General features: G+C 61.6%; 12 protein-coding genes and 1 tRNA gene. 3 read left to right on the forward strand and 10 right to left on the reverse strand.

The annotated features are described in order from the left end of the window. Positions 1 to 359 precede the first annotated feature (359 nt). The 4 genes from H143_RS0103240 to H143_RS0103255 all read right to left on the reverse strand — a co-directional run bounded on the left by H143_RS0103240 (position 360) and on the right by H143_RS0103255 (position 5,046). Entirely contained in the window at positions 360 to 1,871 is a 1,512-nt protein-coding gene (locus H143_RS0103240; RefSeq protein WP_019936793.1) for a Fic family protein, read from the reverse strand. 171 nt (positions 1,872 to 2,042) lie between these two features. Continuing rightward, on the reverse strand, positions 2,043 to 2,474 hold the full coding sequence (locus tag H143_RS19875; protein ID WP_081626999.1) for a type IV toxin-antitoxin system AbiEi family antitoxin domain-containing protein: 432 nt from the start codon (positions 2,472 to 2,474) through the stop codon (positions 2,043 to 2,045). A 145-nt stretch (positions 2,475 to 2,619) separates the two neighbouring features. Beyond that, a tRNA-Lys gene (locus tag H143_RS0103250) sits at positions 2,620 to 2,695 on the reverse strand. Positions 2,696 to 2,835: 140 nt separating this feature from the next. Continuing rightward, positions 2,836 to 5,046: an AsmA family protein gene (locus H143_RS0103255; RefSeq protein WP_019936795.1), complete on the reverse strand. Its 2,211-nt coding sequence runs from the start codon at positions 5,044 to 5,046 to the stop codon at positions 2,836 to 2,838. Between the two features lie 122 nt (positions 5,047 to 5,168). Between H143_RS0103255 and H143_RS0103260 the strand changes: the two genes are divergently transcribed. Further along, positions 5,169 to 5,546: a YkgJ family cysteine cluster protein gene (locus tag H143_RS0103260; protein ID WP_019936796.1), complete on the forward strand. Its 378-nt coding sequence runs from the start codon at positions 5,169 to 5,171 to the stop codon at positions 5,544 to 5,546. Between the two features lie 31 nt (positions 5,547 to 5,577). Here the strand turns inward: H143_RS0103260 and H143_RS0103265 are convergent, their stop codons facing one another. The 4 genes from H143_RS0103265 to H143_RS0103280 form a co-directional block, all read right to left on the reverse strand. Next, entirely contained in the window at positions 5,578 to 6,309 is a 732-nt protein-coding gene (locus H143_RS0103265) for an amino acid ABC transporter ATP-binding protein (RefSeq protein ID WP_019936797.1), read from the reverse strand. A 35-nt stretch (positions 6,310 to 6,344) separates the two neighbouring features. After that, positions 6,345 to 7,037, reverse strand: coding sequence for an amino acid ABC transporter permease (locus H143_RS0103270; protein WP_019936798.1), 693 nt, complete (start codon positions 7,035 to 7,037; stop codon positions 6,345 to 6,347). A 3-nt stretch (positions 7,038 to 7,040) separates the two neighbouring features. Beyond that, entirely contained in the window at positions 7,041 to 7,775 is a 735-nt protein-coding gene (locus H143_RS0103275; RefSeq protein ID WP_019936799.1) for an amino acid ABC transporter permease, read from the reverse strand. Positions 7,776 to 7,877: 102 nt separating this feature from the next. Continuing rightward, positions 7,878 to 8,786 (reverse strand): amino acid ABC transporter substrate-binding protein, encoded by a 909-nt coding sequence (locus H143_RS0103280; RefSeq protein ID WP_019936800.1) that lies wholly within the window; start codon positions 8,784 to 8,786, stop codon positions 7,878 to 7,880. Positions 8,787 to 9,014: 228 nt separating this feature from the next. On the opposite strand from H143_RS0103280, the gene H143_RS22350 reads away from it, so the two are divergent. Together H143_RS22350 and H143_RS0103290 are read left to right on the forward strand one after the other, a co-directional pair. Continuing rightward, a complete protein-coding gene (locus tag H143_RS22350; protein ID WP_019936801.1) occupies positions 9,015 to 11,138 on the forward strand; it encodes an EAL domain-containing protein in 2,124 nt (707 codons plus the stop codon). A gap of 161 nt (positions 11,139 to 11,299) precedes the next feature. After that, the gene (locus H143_RS0103290) at positions 11,300 to 12,163 is read left to right on the forward strand and encodes a lipopolysaccharide assembly protein LapB (protein ID WP_019936802.1); all 864 of its coding nucleotides are present in this window, start codon (positions 11,300 to 11,302) and stop codon (positions 12,161 to 12,163) included. A gap of 212 nt (positions 12,164 to 12,375) precedes the next feature. On the opposite strand, the gene H143_RS0103295 is transcribed toward H143_RS0103290, so the two are convergent. After that, a complete protein-coding gene (locus tag H143_RS0103295) occupies positions 12,376 to 13,680 on the reverse strand; it encodes an AAA-associated domain-containing protein (RefSeq protein ID WP_019936803.1) in 1,305 nt (434 codons plus the stop codon). 21 nt (positions 13,681 to 13,701) lie between these two features. Then, complete coding sequence (locus tag H143_RS0103300; RefSeq protein ID WP_019936804.1) at positions 13,702 to 15,453, reverse strand: ABC transporter permease subunit; 1,752 nt, start codon at positions 15,451 to 15,453, stop codon at positions 13,702 to 13,704. Between the last annotated feature and the right edge of the window lie 199 nt (positions 15,454 to 15,652).

Here is a 15,652-nt window from a genome sequence, read left to right on the forward strand (position 1 = left end):
CCGGGTGGCGGATGGATGCCGCTTATCGTAAGTCGCGTGATTGATGTGCGCAAATTGATTTATTTGCCGTATTGATATTTGAATTGATATCGGTCGATGCGGCTTTCGCTTTCGGCAATCCGGCCTGAGGCGGATTGTTCAGCGGCCACCCAATAGCTCCCGCAATCGACCTTGCGGCGCCCCGATGTGCTCCCAAGCCAGGGCTTTCCAAGGCATGTCGAGTTCTTCGGCCAGACCGTACGCGTAGCCCGCCTGCGGGGCGTAGTGACTCGGATTCCTCTACACGCTGATTGCTGGCCAATCAAGAATCTACAGAATCAAAAAAAATACTAATAAATGATATTTTTTTAAGTAATCTTCTACGCTCGTTTGTCGATGTATTGAGCGAAATTACGGGCGACGACCTCCTCGACACGCGTCACCTGCTCATCGGTGAGTTCCTCAACAAAGTTGCGCTTGCGCCGAGACAACGCGCCGTGGCCTTGCACGATGATGTCAATGAGCGAATTCAGTTTCGATTGACGCATGTCCAGCCAAGTTTCGAGTTCACGCACTGCCTGGTCATGGCTGCGGAGATAGTCCACTTCGGAAACCAAGTCTTCCTCTACGCAAAGCTTGCAGCACTGGAGCACGAATTCGCATATCTCGGTGGCGTCAAAGTAAGCGTATAGCCACAATGGCTGGGGTGACCTAACACGAAGCGTGGCGCTGTCGCTGTCCAGCTGGTAGTTCAATAGCGACGTGCGAGGCTTCGAGTAGGCTTTCAGCAAAGCAGAGTAACGGTCTAGCTGCTTGAGCATGCGGGCCGAAAGAGGCAAAACTAGGCCAGCCGGCGTAAATCCTGACTGGCGCAGAACGTGGTGCAGGAGAAAGCGGTGCAGCCGTCCGTTACCGTCGAAGAACGGATGCACGAAGACCAAGCCGAAGGCGGCACAGGTAGCGGCCACTACCGGGTCGAGCACCCCTTCCGCAGCGTACGCCGCCACCCGACCAACCGCGTCCATCATGGGCCGCACTAGTTCAGCCGGTGGCGGAATAAAGTCGGCAATATTGCGCAATCGTCCAGGGCGCGACAGCCAGTTCTGAGACGCTCGATAACCGAACTCAGCGCTCAGCGGCATCACAATGAGATTCTGCCAGCCACATAGCATCTCTTCACTGAGGTTGCCCGGCTCGCCGGCCGCTTCAAGCAGGTGCCTGAATTTGGCGGCACGATTATTGTCTGGCACCTCGTCCTCGATGCCATAGGTTGAGCGGGTTTCGGAAAGGTACAGATAATCCACAGCCCGACTGAGCATCTCCGGTTCAATGGCGTCCATTGCCATAGCAACCTTGGCGCGCAGGTCTTCGGCCAGCAGCTCCTGAAGCGCTTCAGTCTTGCGTACTAGCGGGCTGAACTCGCGGCTCCCGAGCAGGTTATTGACTACCGCGAACTGCGGGCTGGACGTTTCCGGCCCGACCAGGTACGTATCGGCGTTCAGCAAGCGCACGCGCGGAGCCCCGGGTGGTGCCCGATACGCAAAGTCCGCACCAGCCAGCCAGTGAGCCAGGTATCCCGCTTGGCGAGCGTAGCTGGACGTTGGTCGACTGGTCAGCCATTCCTGGATGTCAGTGAGAACCTGACGATGCTCAAAAAGCGCTCCTAGCACTGTCAAGTTCAGGTGCTCACGCTTTAGCGCGAAAGTAAGCTGCTCTACCGTCGATTGTTCCGCGGACACGCGGCCGCGAGGCAATTCAATGCGTTCTGTGCCGACGACCGTCTGGGTGCGAGTCTCAGTTGCTCGCTCACCCAGCCAAAAGGTCTGGCGCAGCGGCGGCACCGTCAAGTTGAAGCGGGCAATGAGCGCGTTGTAACCCAGCGGAGTAGCCATTATCGGGCTGAGAAAATTTCTACGGAATTTAAATTTATTCTATTTTTCGTATTTTATCTGTAAAAAACTCTATTTCCGACCCGTACAGACAAAAAACCTATGCATCGGCGTTTAACAAGTATGGCCATCGGCCAGAGGCAGAGACAATGAATACGTTTGGACGTTCTTGGTTCATTGCGGTCCCCTCAAATCCAGACGCATGCCGCTCTTGCTGACCGACACCCATCGTTTGCCATCGCCCAGTCTTACACAGTGCTCCCAGGCCAGGGCTTTCCAAGGCATGTCGAGTTCTTCGGCCAGACCGTACGCCAACCGAACCACTTTGATGCGAGTGAGATGGGTGAACAATTCCTCCAGCACCGGCATGCAGGGTGAACGGATGCTTTCGACAAGGTGACGCGCCTCCTCAAGCTCCTGCCGCTTGCCAACATCGCTCAACAGTTCCAATAGCGCACGCTCCAACACAGAAACTAATGCGTTGGAACGGCCGGTAGGCAGCGGAGCAAGCCCTATGTCCGCAGGCATCGTGTCATCAAAGATAGGCGTACTCTGATAGTGACATGCGGGTGGAGTTCGATTCAGATGGTGCAGCGGTATGCACATCTAAGCCCGGCCAACCTAGCGGATCACGCGAGGACGATTGACACGGTCGTGAAGTCCACGGCACGTTTGCGCCACAGCGGCACGCCAGAAACAAAAACGCCACCTGCGAAGGTGGCGTTAAGTACCTGAGTAATCAGGAGAATTCTGGTGGGCTGTGAGTGGCTCGAACACTCGACCTACGGATTAAGAGTCCGCTGCTCTACCAACTGAGCTAACAGCCCGCGTGATTTTTTCGCTCTTTAGCCGCAAGAATTATTTTGCGTAAAGAACTACACATAAAAAAGCGAAGACAGCAATTATATATATTTTTTCCAATCCAAGTCAAACCCAGGCCGCCATCCCGGCTAAGGCTCGATGATATTCATTTTTTCGCGGGGAGCCGGACCGGTCCTCTCGCCTCGGTGAGTAGCTTGGCACACGCGCTCTGCGCGTGCGCGTCGCTGCTTGGCGTGGCGATCAAGGCCAGCAGGCCGGCCGCAGGGGTCAGAGCCACGCTCAAGGCCACCAGGCCTGCGCCGCGCGCCAACAGCGGCCCCACTTCCACGCCGGTATCCGGTTTGGCGAACGTGCCTCTTACATAAAGCGGCGAGCGCAGAGAAAAAATCCGAAACCCCTTGCTTTCGGGCGACACCGTCAGGTTCAGTGTCTCGTCGCGGAAATTTGCGGTTCCATTGACGTTGACCAATGCATTCTCGGTGTCGAACATCAGGGCGCGGGTTTTCATGATGCCCTTGTTCATACCCAGATCGGCCGCCGCGCAGTTGATCTTGACGTCGTCATCGCCGAACAGCTTGGCCATCAGGTAGTTACCCACGTTCAGGCCGGCCAGCTCCATAAGCCCGCGGCTGACGACGCCGTCGTTGACCAAGGCATGCACTTCGCCGTTGGCGTCGCCCAGAAGAGCCGCCACCGAATTGCCTTTGCCCGACAAGATCGCATTGCCGCGCAGTTGTCCGAGCATGCCCTGCGCCTGAGGCGCATGCATATCGGGAAACAGCTGCTTGAGCTGCAGCGCCTGCGCCGACACACGCAGCCTGCCCAACATCGGCGTCCTGGATCCGTCGAGCCGGACTGCGCCGGCGATCGTGCCACCCGCAATGCCAAAGCGCAGCGGATCCATAGTCAGCTTGCCGTCCTGCAGCACCACATGCGTGTTCAGATCGGACAAGGGCAGGCGGCCGCTGTGCTGGATGCGCTGCCCGAAGAAGGTCACGTCGGCATCCATGTCGCGCCAGCGGTCGGTGCGGAAAGCCGCAGCCGGCAGCACTTTGCCCGCCGCGGCCCGCGCGGCGGCGGCCGCAGCATTGGGCGGCGGCGTATCGCCGTCCTTGGCCCCGATGCCGATCAGAGGCCCCAGGTCGACCATGCGCAATTGATTGGACCAGACCTGGCCGACCAGCCTGGGACGCGGCGAGCGCAGGGTAAAGCGCAGCGTGCCGTGCAGATCGCTCTGGCCCACCCTGCCGTCGAAATCGCGATAGGAAAACACCGGTCCGGCCTTGTCGCGCAGGTTGGCAACCAGGCGGCCGTCGGTCGAGTAGGCCGGTGTATCGGGTAGCGCCACGCCCGTCAGCGGAAACAGGTCGGCCATGGACGCGCCCGACAAGGACAGGCGCAGATTGAGCGCCCCTAGGTTCTTGGGATCGATCAAGGTTCCGACGATAGATGCCCGAGTTCGCCCTACTTCGACCTTGGCCTGTATGGGAAAAGGCAGTTTGGGATTTTGCAGGGCCAACATGCCGCCGATTTTCCCCTCCCCCTTGAAGGGCAGTCCGCGATAGCGGCCCGCGGCCTTCCAGCCAAAGATGTAGTCCGACGCATTCTGCGCATAGGCCTTGCCGGCCTTCTCAGCCTGATCCAATGCAGTGTCGGCCTCCAAGTCATCGCTGGCTTGAGCGGACTTCGCGACGGCCTCGGGCTGCGCAGCGACGGACGCCTGGGATGCATCCGGTTGCATGCCGACAATATCGGCAAAGGGTATGGGCTTGCCCAGCGGGTTGATTTTCAGCGAGACATCCGCCTTCAAGGTATCGTCGGTGAACGCGACCGTGCCCTGGTCGAAGCCTATCTTGTCGATATCGACCGACCAGGAGGACGACGCGCCGGCGGCCCCTGCGGATGCGGGCAAGGTCAGATCCCAATTGGCCCGCCCATCGGCCAGGCGCTGCAAGTCCAATGAAGGATCAGTCAGTTGCAGGTCGCGGATCACGACCCTGTGAACCAGCAAGGGCAAGGGCGAAATCGCGAACTGCACACGCTTGAGACTGGCCATGATCGGCGTGCGCGCCCAGGCGGCATTGCCCAAAGTGAGATCCTGCGCGATGACGTGCGGCCACGGCAACAGGCCGCGCCAGCCCGAGTCCGCGGGCGCGCCGCGCCCCCAGGTCACCGACAGATCGCCTTGGATGGCGAAAGGCCGGCCCAGCGCGGCCGAGACCTCGGCGTCGATCCTCGGCTTGAAGCGGTTCATGTCCAGCTTGGACACCACCACGCCCACCACAATTGCGAGAACGGCCGGTAACGCCAGCAGCAGGGCCAGCGCGTGTAATGCAATTTTCTTCTTGCGGGTCATGCGTAGTGTGCTCCAGGCCGGCATACATGCGGCTTTTATTCAGATTAGCGTAGCCGGCGCGACGATGAAATTGCCGCATGTAACCGAACCCTGCAGCGCCGTTCCAGTACACTCGCCGCGCCATGCCCGATGCCGCCCTGCCCCCTGCCGACATCAATCCCTGCCTGGATTGCGGCGCCTGCTGCGCGCATTTCCGGGTGTCGTTTTATTGCGGTGAAGTGGCGGGCGCCAATGGCGGCACCGTGCCGGAAGAATTCGTCACGCAAATCTCGCCGCTGCGCGTCTGCATGCAGGGCACCGAAAAGGGCGGCGGCCGCTGCTCGGCCCTGCGCGGAGAGCTGGGCAAACCGGGCATCCATTGCGCCATCTACCCGCTGCGGTCCTCGACCTGCCGCGAGTTCAACGCCTGGGAGGCCGACGGCGGCGTGAACCCCGACTGCCAGCGGTTACGGCAGGGACTGGGCCTGCCCGGGCTGGCACCGCGTCCGGCGCCGGACTAGGAGCCATCGGGCGCCCTGACGGGCGGCCCGGTCAGTGAGACAGGATCTTGGACAGGAACTGGCGCGCGCGTTCGCTCTTGGCGGCCTGAAAAAACGCGTCCTTGGGTTCGTCTTCGACGATTTCTCCATCGTCCATGAAGATGACGCGGTCGGCCACTTTACGGGCAAAGCCCATTTCGTGGGTCACGACCATCATGGTCATGCCTTCCTTGGCCAGCGCCACCATCACGTCCAGCACCTCGTTGACCATTTCCGGATCCAGCGCCGACGTGGGTTCGTCGAACAGCATGCAGATAGGATCCATCACCAGCGCGCGGGCGATTGCCACGCGCTGCTGCTGGCCGCCCGACAACTGGCCGGGAAACTTGTCGGCATGCGCCTTCAACCCCACGCGGTCGAGCAGCTTGATCGCCTTGTCCACGGCTTCGCCGTGGGAACGGTTCAGTACTTTTTCCTGGCCCAGGCAAAGGTTCTGCGTGATGCTCAGATGCGGGAACAGTTCGAAGTGCTGGAACACCATGCCTACGCGCGAACGCAATTTGGGCAGGTTGGTGCCCTTGGCTGCCACCGAGGTACCGTCAACGATGATCTCTCCGCCCTGGATGGACTCCAGGCCGTTGACGGTCTTGATGAGCGTGGATTTGCCGGAACCCGAAGGGCCGCACACCACGACCACTTCGCCCTTGTCGATGGACGTGGAGCAGTTTTTCAATACCTGAAACTGCGGGTTGTACCACTTGTCGACGTTTTTCAGAGTAATCATAGCCATGGAAAGGCTCTCCTGCTTGTCAGCCACGGTCAACGGATGATGGCCAGGCGGTTCTGCAGCCGCCGGACATATCGCGATGCCGAGAACGAAATGATGAAATAAACCAGCGCTGCGAACAGGTACATCTCGACCACGCGCCCGTCGCGTTCGGCGACCTTGGACGCGGCGCCCAGGAAGTCGGTGATGGAGAGCACATATACCAGCGACGTGTCCTGGAACAGCACGATGGTCTGCATGAAGATCACGGGCAGCATGGTGCGAAACGCCTGCGGCAGAACCACATAGCGCATCATCTGCGGGTATCTCAGGCCGATGCCGTAGCCGGCCGAGACCTGTCCCTTGGGAATGGACTGTATGCCCGCCCGCATGATCTCGGAGAAATAGGCCGCCTCGAACACGGTAAAGGTGATGATCGATGAATTGAGCGCCCCGACCTCGACAGGCCGCGACGCGCCGGTAACCCATTGGCCTACATACGGCAACAGAAAATAGATCAGGAAGATCACCAGTACCAAGGGCAGCGCGCGCAATAGGTTGACGTAGAACGCGGCGAACTGGCGCAGGATCGGCACCGACGACAGCCGCATCATGGCGATCAGCGTGCCCAGGATCACGCCAAAGAACGTGGCGATGGCCGTGAGCATGAGCGTGAAGGTCATGCCTTCGCGAAACAGATAGGGCAGCGCGCGATAGATGGCGCCGAAATCGAAATGGGCGAACATGGATCAGTGCCCTCCCGAGATATAGCCGGGAACTGCCAGCCGTCGCTCTATCCAGCGCATGAACACCGTCACCAGAATGTTGAGCAGCAGGTAGAGCACCGCCGCGGCGATGAAAGCCTCGAATATCTGGAAGGTTTCCTCCTGCATGGCGCGCGCGCGCGCCGTGAGTTCGAGCAGGCCGACGGTGATGGCTACCGAGCTGTTCTTGATGGTGTTGAGGAATTCGGTAGTCAAGGGCGGGAATATGATGCGAAACGCCATGGGCAGCAGTACGTAGCGGTAGGTCTGCGTCGTGGTCAGGCCCATGGCCTGGCCCGCCATGCGCTGTCCGCGCGGCAGGGCCGAGATGCCGGCCGCCAATTGCACGGCAATGCGCGGCGCCATGTACAACCCCAGGCCCACCACCGCCGTAAAGAAGGAACTGTCGGGCATTTGCTTGACCCAGTCGCCCCAGGCCTTGGGCAACAGCTCCGGCACGACGAAATACCAGAGGAAAAGCTGCATCAGAAGCGGTATGTTGCGAAAGATCTCGACATAGATGTTGGCGATGCGTACCAGAAGCGGCGAGCGCGTGGTGAGAAAAACGCCCAGCACCGAGCCGATGGTCAAGGCGATCACCCAGGCGATCAGTGAAGTCAGGACCGTCCACTGCAAACCGATGAGCAGCGAGTCCATATAGTTGCCGGTGCCATCCAGCAAGGGGTGCCAGAAAACACCCCAGTCCCAGTGGTAGTTCATGCGATCACTCTCAAGACAAACGCGCGTACGCAAGGCACGCGCGCTTTAAAAAAGCGGAACGCAGGCGCGGTGCCTGCATGTTCCGCCTTGCAGCCGAAGGAATCAATAGTCGGCGACGTTGGGGCTGGTCGTGGGGTGCGCGAACGCTTTCTTCATGGCCTCGTTCATCGGCACGTTCAGGTTGACGTTGTTGGGCGGGATGGGCGAGGTAAACCACTTGGCCCAGAGCTTTTCCATTTCGGGGCTGGTGTAGAGCGCCGTGGTGGCCTGATCGGCAACCGCCTTGAACTGCGCATCACCCTTGGGCAGGATGGCGCCGTAGGGCTCGGCCTTATTGAAGGCGTCGGGTGTGATGACGTAGTCCTGCGGATCCTTCGAGTTGGCAACCAGGCCGGCCAGCAGGATGTCGTCCATGGCGAAGCCGACAGCCCGGCCGGTTTCGACCATGAGGAAGGATTCGGCGTGGTCCTTGGCGGCCAGGATGTTCATGCCCATGCCCTTGGACTTGTTGGCTTCAGCCAGCTGCTGGATATTGGTCGTACCCGAGGTCGAAACCACGGTCTTGCCCTTCAGGTCTTCGATGCTGTGGATATTGCTCGATTTCTTGCTCACGACGCGGTTGGCCGTGAGGTAGTAGGTCTGGCTGAACGACACTTGCTTCTCGCGCGCTTCGTTGTTGGTGGCCGAGCCGCACACGAGATCGACCGTGCCGTTGGCAACCAGGGGAATGCGGGTGGCCGATGTGACCGGGACCAGGTTCACCTTGAGGTTGGGCATGCTCAACTTGGCCTTGACCGCATCGACGATGTGATAGCAGATGTCCATGGCAAAGCCGATGGGCTTCTGGTGGCCGTCGAGATAGGAGAAGGGAATCGACGAGTCGCGATAGCCGAGCGTGATCACTCCGGTTTGCTTGATCTTGGTCAGGGTCGGTCCCAGGTCGTCTGCCATGGCGGCGCAAGTGCCTGCCGCGGCCAGGCAGATGCCCGCCAGGATGTGCTTGAGTTGCATGATTTGATCCCTCGCGTTTTGATGGTGAGAATGCTCCGGCATGCGCTCGTGGCGCCGCCGTATACGCTTGCTGCACGGGCCCCCGCGTGAAGCCCGAGCGTGCAAGAAGCGACCTAGTTTACAACCAGCTAAATGCATGACGGCCATGTTTTCCCGGAAAATCAGGGCAAACCCCAGGGGTTTCCGGTATTTATCTACATGGCTGTAAATAGACCTATATTGCACCCCATGCAACAGAGCGACAGGCAAAACAGCGCTACGGACGCTTCGCAGTTGTACGGTCCCACCTGGGCCGGCGACATGCGCGCGCTGAGCCTTGCCTTGCAAAACGACCTGGGTGAAATCGTCGAATGCGTTCACAGTTACCTGGCCGAACGCTCGGGCTTGCCCGCGCCGGATGTCGCGTCCGGAACCGGTTTCGGCCAAGTAGAGGTCTACCATGCCAACAGCTTGAGCGCCCTGATAGGACCCGCGCTTACTGAGCAGGCGCACCGCCGGCTTGCGCTGGCCACCGGCCTGCGGCACACCATGATGCGCCTGGACCGAGCCAGCCTGATCCGCGGCAACAACTTCCTTTACGCCGAGTTCCGCAACCGCGTCGATACCGCGGTACACGAGCGCGCCCTGGCCGTGCTGGGCCGACGCCTCGTCCGCGATCTGGGGTGGCAGACACAGGCATACGCCACGCAGCAGATGGCGCGCAACGACATCGTGCTGCGCCTGACCCATCTGGCCTGGGAAGCCGACAGCTACACCGACCTGATCAACCGCGCCGCCAGTATTCTGCACGAGCTCGACGGCGTCGATGGATGCGCCTTCGGCAGACCGGACCAGGACGGCTTCATACGCTACGAAGCCATCGCCGGTGACGATGACTTCAAGCAGCACCTCGCTGCCGCCAATGCCTTGCAGCAGGCTTCCTGCATCAACGAGCCCGACAATGGACTTGCAAGCCGGGCATGGCACACCGGGCAGATCATGCAAAGTCCGAACATTGCCGACGATGCGCGCATTCCGCAGCCCTGGAAAGAACTGCTCAATCAAGCAGGCCTGCAGTCCGCGGCGACCATTCCCCTGGGCCGGCCTGGCCATACGCCCCGGGCTGTGCTCAATATTTATGGTCGCCTGCGCCGCGGCCCGGCGGGTCCGGCTCAGGCCAATCTGATTATCCAGGTGCAGATGCTGCTGGCGTTCGCGATCAACCGCCTCGAATCCCAGCACGGCCAGACCCGCCTTGCCCCCTATTTGCAACGCCAGCGCTGGACTTCGCTGCTGCGCTCCAACGCGCTGGAGATGCACTACCAGCCGCTATTGGACTTGCGTACGCGCGAGATCCGTAAAGTCGAGGCGCTGGCGCGCTTGCGCGATGGCGACCGCCTGCTGGCGCCCGGCATGTTCTTTCCCGCGCTCACCTCCGATGACTTCGTCGATCTCTATTCGCTGGGCTTGAAACAGGTACTGGCGCAGCGCAACAACTGGCTGGAAAGCACGGGGATGGATCTGCACGTCTCCATCAACATGCCTTCCAGCGCGCTGGCCGACACCCGCTACTTTCAGGCGACGCGACGCGCGCTGGATGAATCCGGCTGCGCACCGCATAAGCTGTCGCTGGAAATCCTGGAGACCGAAGAAATTCCGCGCCACATGGACGTGGCCGACGAACTTGAGCACTTCAAGGCCCTGGGCGTGCGCCTTGCCGAGGACGATCTGGGCTCGGGCTACAGCAGTCTGAGCCGTCTGCGGGAATTGCCCTTCGACACCATCAAGATCGACCGCAGTATTGTGATGAATGTCCACCAGGACAGCTCCAACGTGCTGCGCTTCATCTATCAGCTCACCCGGCTCGGCCACTCGCTGGGCAAAGATGTGGTCGTCGAAGGCGTGGAGACGACCGATCTGCTGGAAGCCATCGTCATACTGGGAGCCGACGTCGCACAGGGCTGGGTGGTCGCTCGGCCCATGCCGGCCGATGAAATTCCACGCTGGATACAGTCCCGCGCGCTACCCGACCTGCCCGAACCCGGCCGGGCCCACAGCCTGCTGGCCCGGCTCGCGCGCCTGGTGATCTGGGAAGAACGGCTGCAGCTGATTCTGTCCGATCGGCCCAGCGCCGGCTCATCCGGCGAGCCGAGTCGGCTGTATGCCGATCCTCTGGAAGCGCTGAACCACGCGAGCACCCTGTCGGCATCGCAGGATGGCACCGCGCTTTCCCTGCCTTTGGACGACGCCGATCCGCAGGCGCAGCAGGCGCTCGTGATGGCCGCCGTGAACCATGGCCTGTACGGACGGGAATACGCCCAGGCGCGGCAAGTCCTGGTGCAGACGCTGCAAGCGCGCGACCCAGGGCAATAGATTGCGCAGTAAGACGTGACAATTGCAATGCCAAAGCATTACAGCAGCAAGCTTTCGTAACGTCCTGCGTCTCTCATCTTGCGCTACGCTTGCGCAAACGGGGCTTGAACTTTTCACAAGACGCCCTCATCTCATATATCCCTCTTGTGGGAGTCATCGACATGTTTGGAAAGCTCATCCCGAAACTGATTTTCGCCGGCGCCCTCCTGGCGTGCGGCACTGCCTGGGCCGCCGACCCGACGGTGGACCAGGTCTATCAGGCCGCCAAGGCAGGCAACTACAGCCAGGCGCAAGGCATGATGGACCAAGTGCTGCGCGACCACCCCAACAGCGCCAAGGCGCATTTTATCCAGGCCAACCTCTATGCCAAAGAGGGCAAGCTGAACGCCGCCCGCGGCGAATTGCAGAAAGCCCAGCAGATCGATCCCAATCTATCCTTTGCCAAGCCCGGTGCGGTGCAGGAACTGAAGTCGCTGCTGTCCGGTGGCAACGCGCGCGCCAATGGGCGGGCGGCTCAGGCCAACGGCGGCGTCCATGTGCCCTGGGGGCCGCTGCTGGGGGGCCTGGCAGTCCTGCTCATCATCCTCATGATCATCCGGGCACGCTCCCAGCGGACGATCGTTGAACCCGGTCCGGCAGCGGGCTGGCGCCCTGCCGGCCCCGCGGGCCCGGGCGGTCCGGTCATGCCCGCAGGCGGTTACGGTCCCGGCTACGGGTCTGGCGGCATGATGCCGCCGGCCGCCGGCGGCATGGGTTCCGGCATCCTGGGTGGCCTGGCCACGGGCGCTGCGGTGGGCGCGGGCATGGTGGCAGGCGAAGCGCTGATGCACAAGGTCATGGGCGGCGGCGCGCAGCAGGCCGTGCCCATCGATACCGGCAACGACTTCGTGCAGAACGACCCGGGCAGCAACTACGACATGGGCGGCAATGATTTCGGCGTGAACGACGCCGGTTCCTGGGACGACGGCAGCGGCGGCGGCTCCGATTGGGGCGACAGCGGCGGCGGCTCCGACGACTGGAACTAAATAAGACGCCAGCCCCGGAAATAATCTCGGAAAACCGAGCCTCCCGGGCATGGCGGGCCGCCCTGGCATCCATGACCTGGCCTGCGAACGACCTGGCTCAAGCGGGCCACCTCCGACCTGCGCCGCGGTCAACGCTGGCGTCTAGAAAGATGATGGGCCGCCGCAGCACCTGCTGTGCTGGCGCAGGTCACAAGTCGACGCGCCGCGCGGCATTACGACTCCACGTCTTCCAGGCTGAAGATTTCGCTCTGGTCGTTGTAGGAGAAGATTTCGCCATAGCGGCCCCAATCGATGACCGCGTCCAACGTTTCCTCGGCGGCGCCGTCGGACAAGAAATCTTCCAGTTCCTGCTCAAACCGCACGCGCGGGGCGCGGTGGCCTGGGCGCTCGTTGAGCACGGCGCGGATGCGCGCGGCCAGGGGCACGTTCTTGAGCAGGTGCTCGGCGAACATCATCTTGCGCTCTTGCGTGCCCAGTTCGGCGAATTTGCGGCCGGCCTGGGTCAGGAACATATCGCCCTGGTGAACGTCGGCAAAGCCCAGGTGCTGCAGCATTTCGGCGATAGGGAAAAGATCGTCGACTTCCAGCTGCAGTGAACGGGCCACGTCCGGCATGTCGGCGCGGCCGTTGTAAGGTGCCGCCGCCAGGGTTTCGATCAGGCCCGCCATGAGGTTGGTGGACACGCTGGGAAGCCAGCTTCCCAGTTCGAGCGCGCCGCGCGCCGAGCCTCCCGCCGGGCGCGCCGTCATCTGGGCATAGATGTCGTCGACCAGCTTGCGGAAAGCGGGGTCGAGGCGATTGCGCGGATGTTTGAACGGCACCTTGATCTCGGACACGACCTTGCCCGGATTGGACGACAGCACCAGGATACGGTCGCACATGAACACCGCCTCCTCGATATTGTGCGTGACGATGAGCACCGACTTGATCGGCATACGGCCCTGGGTCCATAGGTCGAGCAAGTCGGTACGCAAGGTCTCGGCCGTCAGTACGTCCAGTGCGGAGAAAGGCTCGTCCATCAACAGCAGCGTCGGATCCACAACCAACGCGCGCGCGAACCCCACGCGCTGGCGCATACCGCCGGACATCTCGCGAGGGTAGGCGTTTTCGAAACCATCCAGACCGATGAGGTCGATGGCCGCCAGCGCGCGGGCGCGCCGCTCCTTGGCCGGTACGCCCTGCGCTTCGAGGCCGGCCTCGACGTTCTGCAGCACCGTCAGCCAGGGAAACAGGGCAAAGGTCTGGAACACCATGGCCACGCCCTTGGCCGGACCATTGAGCGGCTTGCCCATATAGTCCACCTCGCCGCCGGACGGCTTGATCAGGCCGGCGATGATGCGCAGGAGGGTCGACTTGCCCGAGCCCGAACGGCCCAGCAGGCCGACGATCTCGCCCTCGTGCAGTTGCAGATTGACGCCGTCGAGAACCAGAAGCTCGCCCTGGTTTTTGTCGAATCCCCGATAGACGTTTTTGAGGCTGAGGATTTCCTGGCCGAGGCCCGAGGATGGAGTCTGCATAGTCGATATGGTTTTATAGGTTCAATCGAGCCGCAGCCGGGATTCGGCATAGGCATACAGCGGCCGCCACAGCAAGCGGTTAAAGAGGGTCACGAACAGCGACATCACGGTGATGCCCAGAATGATCTTGGGGAAATCGCCCGCGGCCGTGGTCTGTGCAATATAGGCCCCCAGTCCGTGCGCGGCCAGCTTGGTATCGCCCCATTGCACGTACTCGGACACGATGCTGGCGTTCCAGGCACCGCCCGAGGCGGTGATGGCGCCGGTGACGTAATAGGGAAAGATGCCCGGCAGCACGGCCTTACGCCACCACTGCCAGCCGCGGATATGGAAATTGGCCGAGACCTCGCGGTAATCGTTGGGATAGGACGCGGCGCCCGCGATCACGTTGAACAGGATGTACCACTGCGTGCCCAGCACGATGAGCGGCGATAGCCAAATGTCCGGATTCAAGTGAAAGCGCACGATCACGATCACGAATACCGGAAACATCAGGTTGGCGGGGAAGGCCGCCAGGAACTGCGCCAGCGGCTGGATTTTCTCGGCCAACGCCGGACGCAGGCCGATCAGCACGCCCAGCGGCACCCAGATCAGGGAAGAGATGGCGATCAGCAGCGCCACGCGCACCAAGGTGATGAAACCCATCAGGAATACGTGGCCTACGTCGCCCCAGCTCACGCCGGTGCTGACATAGGCCACCACGCGGTAGACCACGTAGAGCGTGAGCAGCACGACGAACACGCCCCAGGCCAGATCGCCAGCCCGTGATGCGACTTTCTTCTTCGGTTTGCGCGCGGACTGAGCCATCCTGACCGGCAGGCGCAGTGGCGCACGCGCCGCCCTGGAGATCAGCAGGCTCGCGGGCACCAGCAGCAGGCGGATCAGACGCGTGCGGCGGATCAGATCGAGCAGCCAGGACTCTGGCGCAGCGCCGGAACTGGTGTTTTCCATGCGGAACTTGTCGGCCCAGGCCACCAGCGGACGGAAAAGCAGCTGGTCGTAGGCCAGGATCACGATCACCATCGCCAGGATCACCCAGCCCACGGCATGCATGTTTTTGTCGGAAATGGCCTGCGCCAGATAGGCGCCGATGCCGGGCAGCGTGATGCTCTGGTCGCCCACCGTGATCGATTCCGAGGCCACCACGAAGAACCAGCCGCCGGACATGGACATCATCATGTTCCAGATTAGGCCGGGCATGGCGAAGGGGACTTCCAGCTTCCAGAAGCGCTGCCAGCCAGTCAGATGAAAGCCGCGCGCCACCTCGTCCAGGTCGCGCGGCACCGTGCGCAGCGACTGGTAGAAACTGAAGGTCATGTTCCAGGCCTGGCTGGTCCAAATGGCAAAGATGGCCGCCAGTTCGGCGCCCAGCACGCGGGACGGGAACAGCGCCAGGAAAAAGGTCACCGTAAAGGAGATGTAGCCCAGCACCGGCACCGACTGCAGGATGTCCAGGATGGGGACCAGCACCTTCCCGGCACGCTTGCTTTTTGCCGCCAGGGTGCCGTAGACCAGCGTGAACAGCAGCGAGGCCACCATGGCGGCCAGCATACGCAGCGTGGTGCGCAGCGCGTATTCGGGCAGATGGCTCGGATCCAGCGAGATGACCTGCTCGTGCAGGGTGGACATGGGGGCCATGGTCTGGTGAAAGCCCACGGCGGCCATAGCGATCAGGCAGATTATGAGAGGAAAGGCGACGAAGTCCCAGCCGTTGGGCAGAAGGCGCCACGCCGACGCGTTGGCCGTCCGGTTGAGAGTGAAGCCGAATTCCATGCAAACCCCTTACACGATGCGCAGTCGCCCTGCTCCGCACCTGTTCGGCGGGAACCGGCCTCGTATCATGACCGCGAAATATGACAATTCACGGAATTGTCCACCATTTTTCGACCGCGACGCACAACGTTTGGCGGCATGGCCGAGCCCAGACGCGGGTCGCCGAATATATTCAGGCAATTTGCAAGATTTGCGAAAC

The organism is Bordetella sp. FB-8 (genome assembly GCF_000382185.1).
GTDB lineage: Bacteria > Pseudomonadota > Gammaproteobacteria > Burkholderiales > Burkholderiaceae_B > Bordetella.

Coding starts and splice junctions, on each gene's coding strand:
- H143_RS0103280 (WP_019936800.1), bottom strand. CDS start 8,786: ATGCAACTCAAGCACATCCTGGCGGGCATCTGCCTGGCCGCGGCAGGC.
- H143_RS0103270 (WP_019936798.1), bottom strand. CDS start 7,037: ATGTTCGCCCATTTCGATTTCGGCGCCATCTATCGCGCGCTGCCCTAT.
- H143_RS0103290 (WP_019936802.1), top strand. CDS start 11,300: ATGTTTGGAAAGCTCATCCCGAAACTGATTTTCGCCGGCGCCCTCCTG.
- H143_RS19875 (WP_081626999.1), bottom strand. CDS start 2,474: ATGTGCATACCGCTGCACCATCTGAATCGAACTCCACCCGCATGTCAC.
- H143_RS0103260 (WP_019936796.1), top strand. CDS start 5,169: ATGCCCGATGCCGCCCTGCCCCCTGCCGACATCAATCCCTGCCTGGAT.
- H143_RS0103240 (WP_019936793.1), bottom strand. CDS start 1,871: ATGGCTACTCCGCTGGGTTACAACGCGCTCATTGCCCGCTTCAACTTG.
- H143_RS0103275 (WP_019936799.1), bottom strand. CDS start 7,775: ATGAACTACCACTGGGACTGGGGTGTTTTCTGGCACCCCTTGCTGGAT.
- H143_RS0103255 (WP_019936795.1), bottom strand. CDS start 5,046: ATGACCCGCAAGAAGAAAATTGCATTACACGCGCTGGCCCTGCTGCTG.
- H143_RS0103300 (WP_019936804.1), bottom strand. CDS start 15,453: ATGGAATTCGGCTTCACTCTCAACCGGACGGCCAACGCGTCGGCGTGG.
- H143_RS0103265 (WP_019936797.1), bottom strand. CDS start 6,309: ATGATTACTCTGAAAAACGTCGACAAGTGGTACAACCCGCAGTTTCAG.
- H143_RS22350 (WP_019936801.1), top strand. CDS start 9,015: ATGCAACAGAGCGACAGGCAAAACAGCGCTACGGACGCTTCGCAGTTG.
- H143_RS0103295 (WP_019936803.1), bottom strand. CDS start 13,680: ATGCAGACTCCATCCTCGGGCCTCGGCCAGGAAATCCTCAGCCTCAAA.